Genomic DNA, 19,600 nt, shown 5'->3' on the forward strand with positions numbered 1-19,600 from the left:
CCGGGCTGCAAAAAACGGTTAAAATGTAACCCGGTATGAAAATGTATGAAAGTTGACTGTAAATCATGATTATTCAAAAAGGAGTGTCAGCACAAGCATCATGAGCCATCATTCACCTAAAAGCCTCCGCAACACAAAGCCGGCTAAAGAACGTTTCCCGTTGTCGCTTCTCTGTCTGACCCTCGGTGCCTTTGCCATCGGTATGACCGAATTCATCATTATGGGGCTGCTACCCAATGTCGCCAGTTATCTCGGTGTGACAATCCCGCAGGCCGGCCAGCTCATAACCAGCTACGCGCTTGGTGTTGCAATCGGGGCACCTATCCTCACAATATTCACCCATAAGCTGCCGCAGAAAAAGCTGCTCGTTATCCTAATGGGTATCTTCATCCTGGGCAATGCAGTATCTGTTATTGCGCCTACCTATCTGCTGCTGATTATTGCCAGAGTACTGACTGCTTTTGCACACGGCACTTTTCTGGGTGTCGGGACCATTATCGCCGCGAGACTGGTGCCGCCGGACAAGCGTGCCGGAGCCGTCTCGGTAGTGCTGGCCGGGCTGACTGTCGCGAATATTATCGGTGTTCCGTTCGGAACGTTTATCGGCCAGCAGCTCGGCTGGCGCGCCTCCTTCGGTGCCATTACTGTGCTTGGCATCATCTCCCTGTTCGGCATCATCCGGTTCATCCCGGTGATTATCCAGCAGGAGACAGCCAATCTCCGCGAGCAGGTGAGGGGTCTTCTGAATCCGCAGGTACTGCTGATTCTGCTCACCGGAGCACTGGGATGTGGAAGCCTGTTCGCGCTGTTCACGTATATTACGCCTATGCTGCAGGGCATCACCGGCTTTAGAGAACAGAGTGTGACCTGGATTCTGGTATTGTTCGGGGTAGGTGTCACGCTCGGTAACATTGCCGGCGGCAAGCTGGCCGACTGGAAGCTGATGCCCTCACTGATGGTCAACTTTGCAGTGCTTGCCGTTGTCATCTCCACTCTGACCGTAACCATGAGCCATCCTGTGCTGGCGGTCAGCAACATTTTCCTCTGGGGAATCGCCGCCTTCGGCATTATGCCGGGCATTCAGCTGCGGATTATGAACCTGGCGCATAAAGCTCCGCTGCTCGCCACAACCTCCAGCCACTCTGCGCTTAATCTTGGCAATGCAGCCGGAGCATATCTCGGAGGGGTTGCAATCAGCTCCTTCGGCTTAACCTCCATTCCCTGGCTGTCTGCCGCCCTGGCTGTTCTGGCTCTGGCCGGTGCCTGGTTCAGCTATGCTCTGACTGGCGGAAGAAGATCCTCAAATGCAGCTCCGGGTGATGCCCCGGCTGCATAGTGTTACCAGATCCTTAGCTATGTCAGAACAGAAACATCAGAAAAAAGGCCAGAATTTCCTTATCAGGAATTCCGGCCTTCTTTCTGCATGCTGAATCGAGTGCTCATCATTTACCGGCACTGCCGTCCACCGCCTCCGCCACCTCCTGCGTAATCTGCTCCCCGCCCATGCTCTTCCATTCCTGTACAAACTCATCGAATGCACTCAGCGGCGTCTCGCCGACGATGATGTTCAGGAACGCCTCGCTCTCCAGTGTCTGCAGCTTCGGCCACAGCCCAGGCATGCTGGGAGTACTGCCGTAGAATACACTTTCCACCTCTTCAATCGCGTTTGAAGTCAGAGCGGCCGCTCCGTATTTATAAGCATTGGTGGCCTTCCAGCCCTCAAGGTTCTTCTTGGGCTGCTCTTCTTCCGCGATCCAGCGGTCATATAGCAGTCTGGTGTCCGGGTCGAGCAGCTCCGGGTCGATCTTGCCGTGCAGCGCCTGCTGGACATCGTTATAATGCTGCTCAATTGCATCGCTGTAGTCAATCAGCAGGTCGAACGGATAATAGGCGCGCGGCTGGATGCCGGTCTCCGACGAGAAATCATCGAGCGCTCTGACCTCTGCGGTATTCGGGTCACGCCTTCTTTCCAGCCGGGTGAACACGTTCAGCAGCTTCACCACAGCTTCCGGATGTTCATAGCCCTTGCGGACCACGAGATAACGGTCCGTCGGCGCCGCCATGTGGGCAACGAACTTGCCGCTTGAATCCAGCGGTGCTGCAAAAGCCCGCCACTCTGCCCGGGTATCTGCGGCCACCGCCTCCGACAGCGGATAATAAGGCATCCACCAAGGACCGAAGAACATGCCGGACTGGCCGGCAATGATCGGCTCCTGGGTCTCTTTGTAGAGGGCAAAGCCCGGATCAATCAGCCCCTGCTTATACCAGCCGGCGAGCTTGCCGAGGGCAGCCTTAGTTTCAGGCGTGATAGATCCGTATACAATTGAGCCGCCGCTGTCTTTGATCCAGTTGGTCGGAAAAGAGTGAAACGCGCTGAACACAGCATCCAGCCCGTTGATATGCGGCTTTGCCCCGTAAATGATATTTTTGTAGGCGCTGAGCCCGGTGGTATCGCGTTTGCCGTTGCCGTCAGGGTCCTGCTGGATGAACGCCCTGGCAATCCGTTCAATATCCTCGAAGGTTGCAGGCGGCGGAAGCTCCAGCCGGTCCAGCCAGTCCTGGCGGACCCACAGCAGCATCGGGGAATCGGCCCGGATCGCCACATTCGGCAGGCCGTACAGCCTGCCGCCGCGTGAAGCATCCGCCAGTGCCCGGCCCCCCGTAGAATCGTACATATCCTTGATCAGCTCCGAGCCGTACTGCCCGAAGACCTCAGTCAGATCAGCAATCATCCCGCTGTCCATCAGTTTGTTCAGCTGATCCCGGTCAACGACCATCGCATCCGGCAGATCGTTGCTGTCTATCGCCAGCTGCGCTTTTTGCGTATACGGCTCTTCGCCCTTTGCCTCCCAGGAGTGTGTAACCCTGATATTCGTCTGGCTCTCCAGATAACGGGAGATCGGATTATTATCGTTGCTGTCCCCGTTATTCAGCCGGGCATCAGGCACCTTGAAGCCGACCCGCATCGTAACCGGCTGCTCATATCTGCCGTAAGCGGCGGCTTCAGCAGCATCAGGCGCTGGCGCCTCGGCATCCGGACCGGGCTGGTCTGTGCTGCAGCCCTGCAGCATGAGTGCAGCCAGTATAACAAGCGTGAACCTTACGCTATGCTTCATAGCCCCATCCTTTCTGCACGGCAGCGCATAGCAGCCGGCCATCCCGTACCGGAGCAGCATGCTGAAGCGGGCGCGCAGCCCTTACTCACAGCTTCGCTCCTTGCGCGCGGTATTCGCTAGGCAGCCGGCCAACCCGTTCCCGGAACAGCCTGCTGAAGTACCGGTCGTCCTCAAAGCCTGAGCGGCAGGCGATCTCATGCACCGGATGAGTCGTCTCCAGCAGCAGCGACTTGGCCAGCTCCAGCCGCATCCCGCGCAGCACCTCGCCGAAGCTCTCCCCCGCGAAACGGGCAAAGCACTGGCTGAAGTACCCCCGGCTCATATTGATATGGGCCGCTACATCGCCCTGGTTGATTTTGCTGCCGGCGTTCTGCTTCATGTACAGGACGGCACGGATCAGGCAGAACATGACCTCTTTGCTCAGTCCGAGCTCGATCATCCGCCGCTGGACATGTCCGGCGAACTCCCGGAGCCACTGCTTCCAGCTGCACCAGTTCACGTTGCCGCTAATAGCAGCCTTAAGCTCAGCAGCCTCTGCCGGACTCAGCAGCAGCGGGCTCCAGCTCTTCAGCAGCGAATGCCCGAAGTCCGCTACCGCCTCAGGAGCAGGCCGGCGCAGCAGCATTTCCGCAGTGAAGCTGTCCCAGTCTCCCCGCTCAAGCGCCCATCTGAGCTGATGCCCCGACGCCGGAAACGGCGCCTCCCCGGCCGCCCCCTCCGCTGCCAGCGCAAGCTCCGCATAATCAAGTCTAGGCGGCTCCTCTTCGCCGCCGTAATAGAACAGCGCCAGGCGCGCCGCCTTGCCCAGCACCGGCTCCAGCTCCCGGCACATCCTGCCCTGCAGTCCGCTGACCAGCGCCGCCTGCCAGCGTCCTGCCGGCAGGGCGCGCAGCTCCCGCTGGAGTGCATCGCCGGACATCCGCCCCTGCAGCGGCACAATCCACTGCCCCTGCAGGGCAATCAGGGGCTGATTCTTCGCCAGGGGGAGCTGGAACAGCTCCTCTTCGCTCACCTGCCCCTTCAGCGGCACAAAGAGCAGCACCCTGTCAGCAGCCAGGCCGGAGGCTTCCCTCCGGCTGAGTGATTCCCGGGTGCTGTCCTCCCATCTCACCCGCTCGACCAGACGGCTGATGGTCGCGTCAGCGTTCTCCACCTCAAGCAGCGTTTTGACAATATAATCGACGGCCCCCAGCCGCAGCGCCTCCTGTACATAGTCAAACTCATGATGGCAGGTCAGCACCACGCAGCGGATAGCCGGAAACTGCTGCCTCACCTGCCGTATCAGCTCAAAGCCGGACATACCCGGCATCGTAATATCAACGAATAAGAGATCGGCCTCCTGCTCACGGAGCAGCGCCAGCGCCGCATTGCCGTCCCCGGCTTCACCAACGATCACCACTCCGAAGGAAGGCCAGTCAATCAGCGAAATAAAGCCTTTGCGTACCAGCCGCTCATCATCGACCACAATTGCTTTAATCATCGAAGTCCTCCTTGCTTTTGCGGGGAATGGTAATGGAGATGTCCGTCCCTTCACCCTCGCCGCTTTTGATCTGCAGGTCCATCTGTCCGCCGTAATAGGTTCGCAGCATCCGCATGACATAAGCGAAGCCGATGCCGAGCCCGCGCTTTTTGGCGCTGTCGTCCGACAGCAGCTCGGCAATCTGGGCATCATTCATCCCGGCCCCGTTATCCCTTACACACAGCAGGATTTCTGCTTCACCATGCGCCCCGATAATAACATCCACCCGCCCGTGGTCGCTTAGCCCGTGGTAGATTGAATTTTCCACCAGCGGCTGGAGCAGGAACCTTGGCACCGCCGCATCCAGTACCCCGTCCTCCGCCTGCACCTTGAATTCAAATTCATAATCATAGCGGATGCGCTGCAGCTCCATATAATTGCGGATCGCCGCAATCTCTTCCCTGATCGTGACAATAAGGCTCTGCTTGCCCAGATTATAATGCAGCACCTTCACCAGCAGCGTAACCAGCCGGTCGATCTCCTTCTGCCCGTTCAGCCGGGCCAGCCACTGCACCGTATTAAGCGTATTATGCAAAAAATGCGGATTAATCTGGCTGAGCAGCTTTTCTATCTCAAACTGGCTTTTTTGCTTCTCATTGCGCGCTACCGCCTGTATCAGCTCGTTGACCTGATCCTTCATCTGCTGAAAGTTGCTCAGTACAAAATCAAACTCCTCCACATTGGTAAAAGCAACCGGCGCGGTAACATTCTCGGCCATCCGGATAATTTCCACGTTGACCTTGCGCAGCGGACCATAGATCCGCCTCCAGATCAGCCAGGCCAGCAGACCGGCGAACAGCAGGGTCGAGAGCGCGAGCAGAATCATTTTGTAGAACCAGGCGTAGATTTCGCTGTTGAACACCGATTTTTTGACGGCAGCCACCAGCTTCCAGCCCTGCGGACTCTCATAGCGGAACAGGTGATAGCCCTCCAGCTCCTCATGGGCCGGACGTCCGCTTAGCCCCGCAGCAGCGAGTATCTTCTCTGGCACCTCCCCGTCAACCGCATAGGTCGAGGTCCCCGCCTGATTGACCAGCAGATGGTTCACCGCCATGCCGTAAGCCTGTTCATTAAAAATTTTGCGCAGCAAGCTATAGTTCGTCTCCAGGTAAATATACAGCTCATGCTGGCCGCTCACCCGGACAATCCGCTGCTCCGAGAAGACCACATTGTCGCCGACAGCATACATCGTCCCGTGCGGCCCGAAATAATCCGCCCCGTTGTAGCGCATAAAAGCCGGCAGCTTCCCTGTATCGAATCCCCGCCGCATGCTCATGTTGGTGAACAGCACCGGGTCCTTGCCGCCGGGCATAACGTAGGCAGTCAACCCGATATAGGGATTGGTGAAATTGACGAGATTGATCTTCTGATTGATGGAATTCATAATCTGTGATTTGCGGTAAATCTGTTTTTCCTGCAGAAAAGAGGACATTTCCTCCACAATCTGCCCGTCGAGCGCGAACTGCTTGGAAGCGAAGTCCAGATTGTCGATGGCATTCTCCAGGCTCAGCGCTTCCTGACGCAGGCTTGCGCTGATGCCGCTGCCTATTTTGCCGGACAAAATGGAATAGATAGAGGTATAGGATACAATTCCGACGATCAGCAGCGGCAGCAGCGTACCGACCAGCAGGTAGATGACCAGTGTTCTCCTAAGGGATTTCACGGCCGGCGGGAAGCTCCCCTTCTTCATTCTGCGCATTCTGCTAGCCCACTTCGCTTTCTGTAAGCGTTTTATCTGATAGGTTCAGAATACCAGATTTACCCGGGATTGAATAGAATAAGGCAGAACAGCTGCTGCGCCGCCCTGCCTCCCCCTCTATTTACTGCACACTCTTGCGGGCCTCGAACAGCTCCTCCGCTTTTTTGATGGAGAATTCCATCACTTCGGCATAACCCAGCCCGTTCACCTTATCGTGCAATTCCTTGTTCAGCTTATCGAATTCAGCCTGATTTTTGGCGAAAACCATCTTCCAGGACATCTGCTGGATCACGGTGCCGATCTGTTTGTTTTTCTGCTCCAGCGTTTTATCCATCGTCAGCGGCTCTTTACCCGTGAAGCCCTGAGGGGCAACGGCGAGCAGATTATTTTTCTCAAAATATTCCTTAGGCGTCAGCACGCCCATCTTCGCTCTCCAGTCACTGTCCAGCTTGGACGGATTGCGCTCCAGTGTCGTCTGCCACAGATTGTGGTCATACGGCTCATTCGTTTCAGGATTAAGCATCGCCGGCACCACAAACGAGAAGTTCATCTGGTTCGAGCCGTAGTAGTAGTCCCCGCCGCCGTATTCTGCCGGAACCTGAGTGTTCTGCTGATCCGTGTATGCCTGCCAGCCATAATCAGTAACAACCGGCTTGCCGTTTGCGTCAATATCCCAGGTCAGCCCCTTCGGCCCGTTAGGAATAGCCGTTCCGCTGCCTGCCGAGAGCATTGCGCCTTCCGGGGTATACATCCAGTTCAGGAACTCCATAATCCGCGCCGGTTCCTTGGCCTTGGCCCCAATTGCGATAATACCGTTGCCGCCGTACACGTTGAAGCCGGTCGAATACATCAGCTCATCCTTGAACGGGACCATGGCGAAGCCTTTGCCTTCAGCCGTTCTTTCTGCGGTATTATAGTTGGCGGCGCCGAGCCACGGGAACCAGGAGAACAGCAGGCGGCCGTCTTTATATTTTGCCACAACATCATCAAACTTCTGGGTCAGGGAGTCCGGATCAAGCAGCCCCATCTGGTTGGCATCGTAGTACAGCTTCAGTGACTTCATATACCAGCTGTCCTCGGACAGGAAGTCATAATACTTTTCTTCATCGGCTTTGACGAATATCGCTGTCTCCGGAATTTCATCGTAGCCCATCATATTGGCGAACTGCTTCGCCAGCGTCATTTTGTAGTTGCCGTCCCAGTCGGCCCAGAGCGAGAAGGCATAGGTTTTTTTACCCTGCTCATTTTTCGGCTCCAGCTCCTGCATCTTCTTCAGTACCGGCAGGTAATCCTCGATGGAGTTAATCGCGGGTGCGCCGATTTGCTGATACAGATCCCAGCGCAGATCCGGTCCCCAGGTCATATCCTTGCCCTCGGAAGGTCCGGACGGGTTCGTTGCCACATTGTTCCCGATGCCGAATACCGAATTGCCGCCGCCAAAAGCGACCTTAGCCTTCTCTACAGCCTTCGGAAACTGCTTGCCAATATCAGCGCCGTATTTATCCAGCAGGCCGTCCTGGGTCCAGTCCAGCAGCAGCTTGCCTTTGATCGCATTCGGATAATGGTTTTTGTCATCTCCGAACACAATAATGTCGCCTAAGTTACCGGAGGCCATCATCGCTGAAATCTTCGTATCTCCGCCGGTCAGGTTGGACGCGACGATATCCAGCTCGATGTTGAACTTATCCTTGATCACCTTGGCGAACCAGCCGGTCTGCGGCCCTGCATAGTTGGCTGTTGTCGAGAACACGGTCAGCTTCAGCGGCTTGGAATGATCCAGCGCACCGTCATCCGGCGCAGCCGTTGCCTCGGTACCGGCAGTAGCCTCTGCCGCGGGTTTTTCTGTACTCCCCGCCGGCCCTGCGTTGCCGCCGTTATTATTCCCCCCGCCGCAGGCTGCCAGCACGAACACCATAATCGCGCTCAGCAGCAGCAGCGGCAATCTCTTCAACTTCATACTTTTACCCCCTAATAAAGTTAATTGACCTATACATGTATGAAGCCGGCTGCGGCCTCCTCAGCCTTTGACCGCGCCGATCATAATGCCTTTGACAAAAAAGCGCTGAAAGAACGGGTACACAATCAGAATCGGCAGCACGACAATCATCGTCACCGTCATCCGCACAGAGGTCGGCGTCTGCATATTCTGCACACTGGCCGCCATATCCGGGGAATTGCGGATCAGCGCCGCCAGCGAGCTTGATTCGTTCAGATAGCGCCAGAGCAGAAACTGCAGCGTGAAATATTTGGTTTCGGTCATCAGAAACGCCGTGTCGATGAAGGAGTTCCACTGGCTGACTGCGGAAAAAATCGTAATCGTTGCCAGAATCGGCGTCGTCAGCGGAACGATAATGCTCCAGAACACCCGCAGATAACCTGCCCCGTCGATACTGGCTGACTCCTCGAGTGAGGGTGGAATGGCCTCAACAAAGGTTTTGACCAGAATGATGTTGAACGGGGTAATAATCGTCGGCAGAATATACGCCAGATAGTTGTTGGTCAGATGCAGATTGTGCATAGTGATGTACCACGGAATCAGCCCCGCACTGAAATACATAGTGACGACAATGCTGCGGTACCAGATCTGGCGGCCCCACATCTCCTTTTTGGTGAACAGGTAGCCGAGGAAGGCTGATGCACCGACTGTCAGCAGTGTACCCGCTACCGTCCGGTAGACCGACACAAGCGCCGCGTGGCTCAGTCCGCTAATCCGCAGTACCTTTGAGTAGTTGTCAAAATGAATTTCCCGCGGATAAAACTTGATGTAGCCCGCCGCGCTGAGATCATTGGAGCTGATCGTGTTGATGAACAGGTAGTAGAACGGATACATGCAGCTGAGCGTGAACACGCCGAACAGCACGTAGATGATTCCCTGGAACAGGGCATCGCCTGGCTTGAGCTTTTTGCGCAAATGGAATCACCCCTTAAATAATCGATTCGTCCCGCACAACCTTGGACAAGGTGTTGGCTGCGAACAGCAGCGCCACGCTGACGACCGACTTGAGCATGCTGACGGCTGTCGCGAACGGAAAATTGTTGGCAAACGCAATATTGTACACGTATAGATCCAGCACCTCAATCGTGTCCTTGTTCATCGCATTCTGGAAAGCGAAGTACTGCTCCATCCCGTTGTTCACGAAGTTCCCGATCGAGAGCAGCAGCAGCACGAAGAACGTGGGGATGAGCCCCGGTACGGTGATATGCCAGATTTTGCGGAACCGGCTGGCCCCGTCCACCTCTGCCGCCTCATACATCTCCTGGTCAATGCCGGCAATCGCCGCCAGATAGAGGATCGCCCCCCAGCCGAGCGACTTCCACCAGTACCAGGCAATCATCGTCAGCCAGATATGGGAGCTTGAGGCCAGAAAATTGAAGCCTTCATCCACCAGTCCAAGCTGTACCAGCACATGAGTTACAACGCCGTTATCCACAGAGAACAGGGAGAACGCCAGCGCATACACGAGAATCCAGCTGATAAAATTCGGGATTGTCGTCAGTGTCTGCACCATTTTGCGGTACCAGCCTGCCTTGATCTCTGTCAGCAGAATGGCGAAGATGACCGGAAACACCGAGGTGACCAGCCCGAGTGAGCTCATCGCCACCGTATTCTTCAGCACACGCAGCACTTCAGCCGTCTGGGTCGGATTCTCCACCATCGTCCGGAACCACTTCAGCCCGACATAAGGCGTATCCGACAGCGGAATACCCGGTATGAAATCATAGAAGGCGTAGATCCACCCGCTGACCGGCAGATAATAGAAAATAAAAGTGATCACCAGAAACGGCAGCGCCATCAGGAACAGCTTATACTTGTTCTGTAGCTTCCCGCGGCTCCGGCGGACCGGCTCGGCGCTGTGCAGCAGCTTGCCAGAAGGTACTCCCATGCCTCTATCTCCTACTATCCAGATTTTTGTTTACGCTTTCATATTAGCAGAAGCGCCAGCTCTACCGGGATAGAGGCCAGCCCTCGGTTAAGCGAGAGGCGTCCGGAAATTGCAGACCATTTTCACAGGGAAGTGGACCGTTTTCGCAGGGGGAGTGTAATGGAGGTAAATTATCCAAGCTTGCAGTCAGGTAAAATAACCCCGCCAAAGCCTTCCCCGGCCGGATACCGGATCAGATGCCTTACGGAGCTGTTCTTTAAAATTTAAAAAAGCCTCCCGTATCGGGAAGCTTGTTGTCCATCCATCGTTCTATCATTTGATTACGAAAATCAGCATAGCTGCATTTCGTACAACTAAAACGCCTGATTGTCCGGCTAAGCTCCGTTTAAGTGTACTCCGTACAACTAAACCACCCTAAAAAGCTCCTTCGGGCCGATTTGGCCTGATTTAGTTGCACAGACTACAGTTATACCGCGAAAGCATAATAATTTACTGAACTTAGTTGCACGATATACACTTATTCCATCTCAAACGGCTCAAATGGCGATTCTTATTTTTCATTCCGGAAAATACTTGCTGTATCCCCCTGCACGCCCGGCTTGAACTTGAACAGTCCGCCCGACAGCGGCCAGCGCTCCAGCTGTTCTTCACTCATCCCGTTGCGTGCTGTTGTAATATACAGCTCGTCCAGCCTCTCGCCGCCGAAGGCACAGGAGGTGACATTAAGCGCCGGTATTTCAATGCTGGCGAGCTGCTCACCGGTATGCGGGTTCCAGCGGGATACGCGTGCACCGCCCCAATGGGCGACCCAGAGCATGCCTTCCCGGTCAATGGTCATTCCGTCCGGCACATCCTTGCCCTCCGGGAAATGAATAATTGCCCGGCGGTTGCTCACCTTTCCGGTCTCCAATTCATAATCCAGCGCATCTACAGCTCTGGTTACAGAGTCAATATAGTACATACGGCCAAGCTGGTCATCCCAGGCCAGACCATTGGAAATTCCAACCCCGCTCAGCACCTGCCGGACCTGCCCGTCATTCTCCATCACGTACAGGCTGCCCGACGAACGGTCGGAGCCCATACTCATTGAGCCGAACCACAGTCTGCCGCTGCTGTCGCACTTGGCATCGTTCAGCCTGTTATTTGGAAGCTCGGATTCAATCTCCGCAAGCTGCTCAAGCTGGTCCGGACTATTGCCGTCATACCTGTAGATGCCTTCCTGAAGCGCCAGAATCCAGCCGCCTGCAGCATCAGGGACAGCTGCTCCGATTCTCTGCGCGAACGTAACCGCCTGCACCTTGCCTGCCGCCGGATCATAGCTGCGCAGCTGGCAGCCTTCTATATCCACCCAATACAGCTTGCTGTCTGTGTCATTCCAGTGCGGTCCTTCACCCAGCACCGCCTGTGCGTCTACAACCAGTTCTGCCTTATCAGTCATCTGACCATTCCTCCCGAATATACGAATAATATTACTTAAGAGCCATAAATAAGGACGGTGATAACGACTCACTTTCGATTACAATTGCAGTTAAGCCAGCGGATGTAATGGTTTCGTGCCACTCCCCCTTCTGCCAGAATACTGCTTCTCCCGCCTGAACCCTTATGTATTCGTTATGCTCACCCCTTACCTTGCCCTCACCTGCAATGATAAGGAGAAATTGAGGGGTTACCGCCTGGTGGTAACCAATAACACCGTCAGCCTCAAGGTAGGCACACCCGATATGGGCAGTTCCATTAAGCTGGATCATCCGGGACATGACAAAATCGGAATTGATATGTGAGATTTTCTCACTGTACATTAACCTTATATTACATACTTAGCAAGTAAAAAGGAGCAGACAGCTCCAATAAGAGAATGTCTGCTCCTTCCAAATAACTCCGCTCTATATTCATCCTGCCGTTAGGCCGGATCTTACTCTTCTGTCTTACCCTCATCCGTATCCAGAGCGGCTGACGGCTCTTCAGCAGCTTCGCCTTCAGCAGGCTCTTCACTGGCAATCGGCGGCGAAATCCGCACAATCAGCGTATCCTCAGGGGTCAAGATTTCCCAGCCGTCATGCTTGGGCAGATCGGATACCAGCAGCTGGTCGCCGATTTCCAGATTGCTGATATCCACGTCAAAGGTTGGAGTCAGCTTATCCGGGAGCGTTCTGATATCGAGCTCATACAGCTCAATCTGCTGGATACCGCCCATCTTCACACCAGATGGATCGCCTGTGAACTGGAACGCGACTTTTGTATCCAGCTCCGCCTTCATATCAATCTGCTGCAGATCCACATGCAGAATATTGCGTGAGAGCGGCTGGCGCTGAATTTCAGCGATTACCGCATTTTTAGCGCTTGAACCCGGAAGCTCAACCTTAAGAATGGCCCGCGGATTTTTGCTGACAATTTCATTAAGCGCCTTGGCATCCGCCGAAAAGGATTGTGTATCTGAACCTGCACCGTAGACGACAACCGGTACAAAGCCTTTTTTCCGCGTTGCAGAAGCCGATCCGGATCTTTCAGTCAAACGAACTGTAGTATTCATGATAATTCCTCCTAGAAGTTTTGTTAGCTTCAGCGTCCGTGAGTCTCTTCGGACACAACTCGCTTCGAAAGCATACGCTAAATTTGGTTAGCTGCAGCATGAATGTACATGCAGTCAGCTTAGCTGCGTCCAATAGTACTTCTGTAGCTGCTGCTGGACTTGCGTATGGAAACAAGACCCTTTAGAAATACAGGTCTAATTAGTTTTTTAATTACCCTGCCTGACACTAAGGGAAACATCCTTATCCTGCCTTTTCTCGCTTTTTGCTGCTGGGAATAGTAAAATAAAGCCATATTACAGAGACTGGAGTGAAGAATATGGGACAAATTGTTCAGGGTGAAGGCCGTTTTTATATTGCTGGTGACGGAAAGGATCTTGCCGAGATTACATACAGGCTGGAAGAGGCTACGGGGAACTGGATCGTTGATCACACCTTCGTCTCGGAAGAGCTGCGCGGGCAGGGTACAGGCGAGAAGCTGGTACGGGCAGTAGTTGATAAGGCCCGTGAAGCACAGGTGAAGATTATTCCGGAATGTCCTTATGCCGCCAAGCAGTTCGAACGGCACAAGGAATATTCCGACGTGCTCAGCGGAGACGGAAGCGCATCATAAAGCGTACCCGTTTCCTTGGGAGCATGAAGAGCATGAAGCGTGGTAGCGCTCAACATTAGGAGGAAACGGATTTGAATACTCAGGATACATTAAAAGATATTGAAGCGCTCCAGCTGCGCTGCGAGCAATATGAGGGAATCTCCCTGAAGCTGAACTGGGACATGATGCATCATGCCACGGAAGCCGGGGGGACCGAATGGCTCACGACCTATGAGGAGGATCAGCTCGTCGGCTTCATCGGCCTGTACGGCTTCGGCGGCAGCATGGAGGTGTGCGGTATGGTGCGGCCGGGTTTCCGGCGCAGAGGCATATTTACATCACTCTGGGAGCTGGCACAGAATAAAATCAGACGGCGCAATATCTCTACATTGCTTCTGAATGCTCCGGCAGCCTCGGCATCTGGCGCCGGGTTCCTGAAGAGCCTGCCGCTGGTGTTCGGACATGCCGAATACCAGATGAAATGGGACCCTTCAGCCGCCCTGCAGGGCCCGGGAGAAGCAAGCTCCGCTGCCGGAACGGTTACTCTGCGTCCTGCACGCGAAGATGAATCCTCCATTCTCATTAAGCTGGACAGCTCCGGGTTCAATATGACCGAGGAGGAAGCGGCTGAAATATTTAAGGTGCAGAACCTTGAAGCGCTTCAGGAATATATCATCATCGAGCTGAACGGCCGGCCTGCGGGCAAAATGCGGCTCTGTACAGATAACAATGAGACCTGGATCTACGGCCTCACCGTGGACAAGGAGCTGCGGGGCCTTGGAATCGGACGCAGCGCCCTGCAGCAGACCATTGAGCGGGAGAGCCGCAACTACAACGGAGTGAATCTTGAAGTGGCACTGGATAATCCGAATGCGCTGAAGCTATATGAAAACTGCGGCTTCGTGATTGTGAACAGGCAGGACTATTACCGCTACACTGGCTCGTTGTAGCACACCATAAAAGCCACCGCCGCCCGGCAGGTTACCGGGCGGCGGTGGCTTTTATCGCGTTGTCCCGCAGATCAGTGCAGGCTACATCAGCCCGAACCCGCCATAGGCGGTCTCACTTTTCTCATTCCTGCGGCTATCTACACTGACGTTCCGGTCAGCGGTATGATCCTGATTCAGAAACACCGACAGCAGGCGTACATAATCCAGCGATTCGTCAAGCGGAATCCCTGCGCCGTCAAAGATATGTCTCCGTCCGTCCATTAAGGAATAGATTTCAATGGTATCTGCCGGCTCTCCGTATGCTTTATGGCAGAACACATTAGCCATATGGAGGAAGCCGGTGATTACATCCTCATGCCCGGACACCATAAATTTCTGAATGTTCAGGCAGCGGCCGCTGCGCTCCGAATTCCAGGCCAGCTGAAAGATCATCGCCAGTTCGACCGACAGCTCCGGAACCTGGGTATGCCACTGCTCATAGAGCATAACAGGGATCTCACCTGTATGATTGACTGGTGCAAGCCGCATGAGCTCATCGCCAACCGCCGTCTTAACATCCCAGTAATGCATCAGCGACGGAAAAGCATTGCTGTTGGGCGGCCAGCGCCGTTCCAGCAGAAATTGAATCGGCGTCTCCCGGCGCACCGCAGGCTGCAGGCTGTAAAAATCATTCAGTGTGTGGCCGATTGCGTACTGAACCTGCTGCCTCCAGCGCGGAAGACCGGTGGCCGCAGCCCCGCCGGCAAGCGACTCTGCGCCGCCCAGCATAATATGCTCCATACGAAAATCATTTAGCCTGGCATACCGCACCTCCGGCACTTCCGCTTTTTCCGTCTCCCGGCTTCCAACTGCGCCGCCCATTCTTAAGAAACCGCCGCGCAGGTCTCGAGAAATTGGCGTCCGAAGGTACGGCAGGTTTCTTTTTCCGCCGCATTCGGGCCGTACTCAATCTTCAGGCTGTCCTGGACGATCTCTGCCCCGCGCTCCTTCAGCTTCTCTTCAATCAGGTCCACCGCGCCGCAGTATATCGAATATCCGGTATCCCCGCTGCCAAATGCAGCTGCCTTATAGCCGGCCAGATTCAGCTCCTCCATCTCCTCATAAAAGTCCAGGAATTCGTCCGGAAGCTCACCGTCGCCCCATGTATAGGCACCCAGCAGCACCGCTTCATAATGATTTATCTCATCCGCATTGCAGTCGGTTACCGATTTCAGAACAGCCTCTCCGCCGGCCTGGCGTATTCCTTCTGCAATCAGTTCAGCAATCTCTTCCGTATTGCCGGTTAAGCTGGCATATGCCACTAGCACCTTAGCCATGATCTGTCCTCCCTAGTTAAGCATGAAGTATATGATGGCTCCATATTGTACCGCAAAGCCAAATTTAATTATCCCTATTTTATTTGATAATGATTCTCATTGTCAACATATAAAAAAAGCAGACAATAGCCCGTTATCAGGCTCCCGTCCGCTTTTCCGCTTCATCCTATAAGATTACAATGTGCTGTAGCTGTTTAATATGCGCCTTCTAGCAGTGTAATGCCATTGCCGTCCGGATCGCGGAAATTCATCTCACGGCCTCCGTATTCCATTGTAACCGGCGGCTCACAGTCCAGCCCTCTCTCTTTAAGCTCCGCATAAGTCTCATCCAGGCTGCTGCAAGAGTACACCAGATTAACAACACCAGTCGTATGCTTGCCCCATTTGTGCTCATCCCAGATAATGATACCCGGCAGCCTGCCCTCAAATGCGATCTTTGCCCCGTCACCGTTACCGAAACCTTCAAACGGAACAGGGATTCCGAGAACCTCTGAGTAGAAAGCTACAAGTGCAGCGGTATCCTTGGTATACAGATTAATGCCTTCAAATCCCGATATCATAAAAGTTCACTCTCTTCCTGTTCTAATGTCAGCCTTGTCCGGCTAATGTATTCATACTAACCTCTGGCTCAGCCCCTGTATTGCAGAAAAACGACATTATCGCCTTGCATATGCCAGCGCCTCCCTCGGGGTCTGGCCGGCAAACCGCTTGAAGCTGTTATTAAAATGGGACTGGTGGCTGTAGCCGTAAGCATATACCAGATCCTGAACATCCCTGATCTGCGGTGACGGACGATACAGATTCCGCCAGACATTCTGAAATCTGACCAGATCAGCAACCTGCTTCGGGGATACGCCGGTAGTTTCGCGGAACAGCCGTTCAAGCTGCCGGCTGCTGAGCCCGGAGCTGCTCCCAAGGCTGCTTACTGCAATAACCCCTTTCGCCCGCAAAATATCATGCACGGCATTCATCAGCCCGCTGTGGCTGGCGCGTGCCCGTTCCAAGCGGCGCAGCAGAACCCGCTCAGCCACAGCAATACGTTCAGCCATCGACCCGGCAGATGCCAGCTGCTCTTCAAGCTCTCTGCGGAAAAAGCTGAAATACCGCTCTACCCCGCCGTGATAATTAAGTACGGCATTAAGCGGCTCATCCGCGAACAAATGCACCGCCCAAAAATGAAAGCGGATGGCAAAGCGCAGCCTGGACGCTGAAGGTCCAGCTCCATCCACTTGAAAAGGCTTATCATTGATTCCGCAAAAAACGCCGCCGGAAGCTCCGGTATCCGTGTCCCATTCCAATATGATATCCATGCAGGTGTCGGGAATGATGATCTCCCGCGCCGGCTGTTGTCCGGACAGCTTGTCCGGCATGGCTGACTGTTCTCCGGGAGCTGCTCCGCACTCTCCCATGCTGCCCCAATAGCAGCGGATGTACGGCTGCAGCCCCTTACAGGGCATTAGCTCTCCTGCACTGTCCGGCCGTGCTGTAATCGGATAATACAGCTCTGCGAGGTTGTACATCTGCTCTCCTCCTCCGTTGTCCCGAATGAACTGATTCTCTGATCATACACAATGATCGGCTGCCCTGCCAGATCAGGAGAAGCGCTGATCCAATTCCCGGTGTACTATTATGCACAGTCCGGGTGATGGGCAAGCTGGGAATAGTCGCAGCTTTGCAACCTTTTTGTTTGTAGCTGCCCGGTTAAATGTTGTACAATGAAGTCTAAATGAATTTTTGAAGGATGGATTAATGATGTATATTGCAGGCGATTGGAAAGACTACGAAGTTCTGGACACCGGAGGCGGAGAGAAGCTGGAGCGCTGGGGAGACATTATCCTGCGCCGTCCTGATCCGCAGATTATCTGGCCGCTGACCCAAGAGACAGCGAAGTGGCGTGATGTGCACGGACATTATCACCGCAGCTCCTCCGGCGGCGGACAATGGGAAATGAAAAAGACGATTCCGGATGACTGGAAAATCAGCTATGGCAAGCTGAAATTTAATCTGCGTCCGACTAACTTCAAGCATACGGGACTTTTCCCTGAGCAGGCGGCTAACTGGAGCTGGATGATGGACAAGATTGCCGGCGCGAACCGCCCGATCTCTGTACTTAATCTGTTCGCTTATACGGGCGGAGCTACTGTTGCTGCTGCCAGTGCAGGTGCATCGGTTGTTCATGTTGACGCAGCCAAGGGCATGGTACAGTGGGCAAAAGAAAACATCCAGCTGTCCGGTCTGGGCGAGCGCCCGGTCCGCTTCATCACTGACGACGTTTTCAAGTTCGTCCAGCGTGAACAGCGCCGCGGCAGCAAATACGACGCCATTATTATGGACCCTCCGTCCTATGGACGCGGTCCCGGAGGGGAAATGTGGAAGCTGGAATCCAGCCTCTACCCGTTCCTCGAGAGCTGCATGGAAATTATGAGCGACAGACCGCTCTTTATGCTGATCAATTCTTATACTACCGGCATCTCACCGACCGTGCTGCGGAACATGCTCAATATGACCATGGGCAAGCGTTACGGCGGCAAGCTGACCTCCGGCGAAATCGGCCTGCCGATTACCGCTTCAGGTATGAATCTGCCTTGCGGAATTTTGGGCCGCTGGGAGGCGTAAGCCATGACTATGCAGCATAGCAATTCAGAGGGTGAGCAGTCCGGCACACAGTCCCGTTTCGAAATTCTGTTCGAGGACAATCACCTGCTCGGCATTGTGAAGCCAGTGAACATTCCTGTACAGGAGGATGCTACCGGTGATCCCGATCTGCTCAGTCTGCTCAAGGAGGACGTGAAGCAGCGGTATAATAAACCGGGTAATGTGTTCATGGGCCTGGTTCACCGGCTGGATCGTCCGGTCGGCGGGGCCATGATCTTCGCCAAGACCTCCAAGGCTGCTTCCCGGCTGTCTGAGAGCGTCCGTACCCACGCTTTCCGCAAGGTGTATCTGACTGTCGTCCACGGCAAGCCACCCGCTCCCCATGGACGGCTGATTAATACGCTGCTCAAGGATGCCAAGAGCAATACCGTCTCGATCGTCCGTAAAGGCACGCCGGGCGGCAAGGAAGCCATCCTTGATTATACAGTGCTTGGAACGGCTGAAGGCTACAGCCTGCTGAAGATTGATCTGCTGACCGGACGCTCCCACCAGATCCGCGTACAGCTTAGCGGTATCGGCTGTCCGCTGTCCGGAGACCAGAAATACGGCGCCGCCGTGAACCGGCCCGGCCAGCAGATTGCCCTCTGGTCAGCGGTTGTCGGCTTCCCGCATCCAGTCACCAAAGAAGAAATCGAGCTAATCTCGCTGCCGCCGCAGGCTCATCCCTGGAGTTTGTGGACGCAGCAGGTACAGAAACAGGCCATCCGCTGACGGATGGCCTGTTTTTTTATGGAAATAGCACTCAACTAAGAAGTAATGCTTTAAAGTAGCATTTAATCTAGAAGATCAGGGTGTGGAACCTTCCGGAGCCGGGGCAACTGCCATCTTCCCCATCAGGTAGAGCAGGAGCTGCTGGTTGTGCGATGAAATCGGGTCAAGCGCCTCGGCAAAAAAATCGCTGCGCACCTTGAGTCCGCGCGCAGTTTCGGCCCGGCCCGTCTCGGTAATGCTTACCCAGACAATCCGACGGTCTGCAGCATCGCGCTCACGCATAATCAGCCCGTTCTTCTCCATCCGGTCTAACAGCATCGTTACCGCCGCCGGACTTGTCGCCAGATGAGGCGCAAGATCAGAAGGCTTCATCGCATCGCGCTCCTGCAGCAGTTCCAATACGGTGAGCTGGGCGTCTGTAAGTGTAGGGGCAAGGTTACTGTCCATATGTAATTTATAGTCCTTTAATATTTTGTGCCAGATTTTACTGAATTCAGAGGAGTGCACACTTATTCCTTCCTTTCCCTGCGGATCTCTATCCGGTATACCTACAAATTCGAGAAATAAATTCCATTTCCTGCTAAACAAAAAAATAAATCTGTGTCCGTCAGCTACGCCATCCGCCCCGGC

General features: G+C 54.5%; 19 protein-coding genes. 6 read left to right on the forward strand and 13 right to left on the reverse strand.

Annotated features, from left to right (window positions below; genetic code table 11):
- The first annotated feature begins 100 nt into the window (after positions 1 to 100).
- A complete protein-coding gene (locus BN3772_RS15590; RefSeq protein ID WP_042200568.1) occupies positions 101 to 1,336 on the forward strand; it encodes an MFS transporter in 1,236 nt (411 codons plus the stop codon).
- 106 nt (positions 1,337 to 1,442) lie between these two features.
- Here the strand turns inward: BN3772_RS15590 and BN3772_RS15595 are convergent, their stop codons facing one another.
- The 7 genes from BN3772_RS15595 to BN3772_RS15625 all read right to left on the reverse strand — a co-directional run bounded on the left by BN3772_RS15595 (position 1,443) and on the right by BN3772_RS15625 (position 11,656).
- On the reverse strand, positions 1,443 to 3,116 hold the full coding sequence (locus tag BN3772_RS15595) for an extracellular solute-binding protein (RefSeq protein WP_042200644.1): 1,674 nt from the start codon (positions 3,114 to 3,116) through the stop codon (positions 1,443 to 1,445).
- A gap of 85 nt (positions 3,117 to 3,201) precedes the next feature.
- Positions 3,202 to 4,596 carry a response regulator transcription factor gene (locus BN3772_RS15600; protein ID WP_042200569.1) on the reverse strand — a complete coding sequence of 465 codons (1,395 nt, stop codon included), beginning with the start codon at positions 4,594 to 4,596 and terminating at the stop codon, positions 3,202 to 3,204.
- Positions 4,589 to 6,334 carry a sensor histidine kinase gene (locus tag BN3772_RS15605; protein ID WP_086074601.1) on the reverse strand — a complete coding sequence of 582 codons (1,746 nt, stop codon included), beginning with the start codon at positions 6,332 to 6,334 and terminating at the stop codon, positions 4,589 to 4,591. Before BN3772_RS15605 ends, BN3772_RS15600 begins: the two co-directional genes overlap by 8 nt.
- A gap of 121 nt (positions 6,335 to 6,455) precedes the next feature.
- Complete coding sequence (locus tag BN3772_RS15610; protein ID WP_042200572.1) at positions 6,456 to 8,291, reverse strand: type 2 periplasmic-binding domain-containing protein; 1,836 nt, start codon at positions 8,289 to 8,291, stop codon at positions 6,456 to 6,458.
- 60 nt (positions 8,292 to 8,351) lie between these two features.
- On the reverse strand, positions 8,352 to 9,245 hold the full coding sequence (locus BN3772_RS15615; protein WP_042200573.1) for a carbohydrate ABC transporter permease: 894 nt from the start codon (positions 9,243 to 9,245) through the stop codon (positions 8,352 to 8,354).
- A gap of 13 nt (positions 9,246 to 9,258) precedes the next feature.
- A complete protein-coding gene (locus BN3772_RS15620) occupies positions 9,259 to 10,218 on the reverse strand; it encodes an ABC transporter permease (protein WP_042200574.1) in 960 nt (319 codons plus the stop codon).
- 550 nt (positions 10,219 to 10,768) lie between these two features.
- Positions 10,769 to 11,656, reverse strand: coding sequence for an SMP-30/gluconolactonase/LRE family protein (locus tag BN3772_RS15625; RefSeq protein WP_042200575.1), 888 nt, complete (start codon positions 11,654 to 11,656; stop codon positions 10,769 to 10,771).
- 220 nt (positions 11,657 to 11,876) lie between these two features.
- Between BN3772_RS15625 and BN3772_RS31645 the strand changes: the two genes are divergently transcribed.
- Positions 11,877 to 11,999: a hypothetical protein gene (locus BN3772_RS31645; protein ID WP_341872575.1), complete on the forward strand. Its 123-nt coding sequence runs from the start codon at positions 11,877 to 11,879 to the stop codon at positions 11,997 to 11,999.
- A gap of 131 nt (positions 12,000 to 12,130) precedes the next feature.
- Here BN3772_RS31645 and BN3772_RS15635 read toward each other — a convergent pair whose 3' ends face one another.
- Positions 12,131 to 12,748, reverse strand: a complete 618-nt coding sequence (locus BN3772_RS15635) for a 50S ribosomal protein L25 (protein ID WP_052380532.1) — start codon at positions 12,746 to 12,748, stop codon at positions 12,131 to 12,133.
- A 317-nt stretch (positions 12,749 to 13,065) separates the two neighbouring features.
- On the opposite strand from BN3772_RS15635, the gene BN3772_RS15640 reads away from it, so the two are divergent.
- Both BN3772_RS15640 and BN3772_RS15645 read left to right on the forward strand, forming a co-directional pair.
- A complete protein-coding gene (locus tag BN3772_RS15640; protein ID WP_042200579.1) occupies positions 13,066 to 13,359 on the forward strand; it encodes a GNAT family N-acetyltransferase in 294 nt (97 codons plus the stop codon).
- A 71-nt stretch (positions 13,360 to 13,430) separates the two neighbouring features.
- Complete coding sequence (locus BN3772_RS15645; RefSeq protein WP_042200581.1) at positions 13,431 to 14,288, forward strand: GNAT family N-acetyltransferase; 858 nt, start codon at positions 13,431 to 13,433, stop codon at positions 14,286 to 14,288.
- Positions 14,289 to 14,369: 81 nt separating this feature from the next.
- Here the strand turns inward: BN3772_RS15645 and BN3772_RS15650 are convergent, their stop codons facing one another.
- The 4 genes from BN3772_RS15650 to BN3772_RS15665 form a co-directional block, all read right to left on the reverse strand.
- Positions 14,370 to 15,149 carry a hypothetical protein gene (locus BN3772_RS15650; protein WP_052380533.1) on the reverse strand — a complete coding sequence of 260 codons (780 nt, stop codon included), beginning with the start codon at positions 15,147 to 15,149 and terminating at the stop codon, positions 14,370 to 14,372.
- A 2-nt stretch (positions 15,150 to 15,151) separates the two neighbouring features.
- Positions 15,152 to 15,604 carry a flavodoxin gene (locus tag BN3772_RS15655; RefSeq protein WP_042200583.1) on the reverse strand — a complete coding sequence of 151 codons (453 nt, stop codon included), beginning with the start codon at positions 15,602 to 15,604 and terminating at the stop codon, positions 15,152 to 15,154.
- A gap of 194 nt (positions 15,605 to 15,798) precedes the next feature.
- The gene (locus tag BN3772_RS15660; protein ID WP_042200584.1) at positions 15,799 to 16,164 is read right to left on the reverse strand and encodes a VOC family protein; all 366 of its coding nucleotides are present in this window, start codon (positions 16,162 to 16,164) and stop codon (positions 15,799 to 15,801) included.
- Positions 16,165 to 16,260: 96 nt separating this feature from the next.
- The gene (locus tag BN3772_RS15665) at positions 16,261 to 17,124 is read right to left on the reverse strand and encodes a helix-turn-helix domain-containing protein (protein WP_042200585.1); all 864 of its coding nucleotides are present in this window, start codon (positions 17,122 to 17,124) and stop codon (positions 16,261 to 16,263) included.
- 232 nt (positions 17,125 to 17,356) lie between these two features.
- On the opposite strand from BN3772_RS15665, the gene BN3772_RS15670 reads away from it, so the two are divergent.
- Both BN3772_RS15670 and BN3772_RS15675 read left to right on the forward strand, forming a co-directional pair.
- Positions 17,357 to 18,220, forward strand: a complete 864-nt coding sequence (locus tag BN3772_RS15670) for a class I SAM-dependent methyltransferase (protein WP_042200587.1) — start codon at positions 17,357 to 17,359, stop codon at positions 18,218 to 18,220.
- Between the two features lie 9 nt (positions 18,221 to 18,229).
- Positions 18,230 to 18,970, forward strand: a complete 741-nt coding sequence (locus BN3772_RS15675) for an RluA family pseudouridine synthase (RefSeq protein ID WP_425280444.1) — start codon at positions 18,230 to 18,232, stop codon at positions 18,968 to 18,970.
- A gap of 75 nt (positions 18,971 to 19,045) precedes the next feature.
- Here the strand turns inward: BN3772_RS15675 and BN3772_RS15680 are convergent, their stop codons facing one another.
- Positions 19,046 to 19,477 carry a MarR family winged helix-turn-helix transcriptional regulator gene (locus BN3772_RS15680; RefSeq protein WP_042200589.1) on the reverse strand — a complete coding sequence of 144 codons (432 nt, stop codon included), beginning with the start codon at positions 19,475 to 19,477 and terminating at the stop codon, positions 19,046 to 19,048.
- Between the last annotated feature and the right edge of the window lie 123 nt (positions 19,478 to 19,600).

It is taken from the genome of Paenibacillus camerounensis (assembly GCF_000723885.1).
Taxonomy (GTDB): domain Bacteria; phylum Bacillota; class Bacilli; order Paenibacillales; family Paenibacillaceae; genus Paenibacillus_AQ; species Paenibacillus_AQ camerounensis.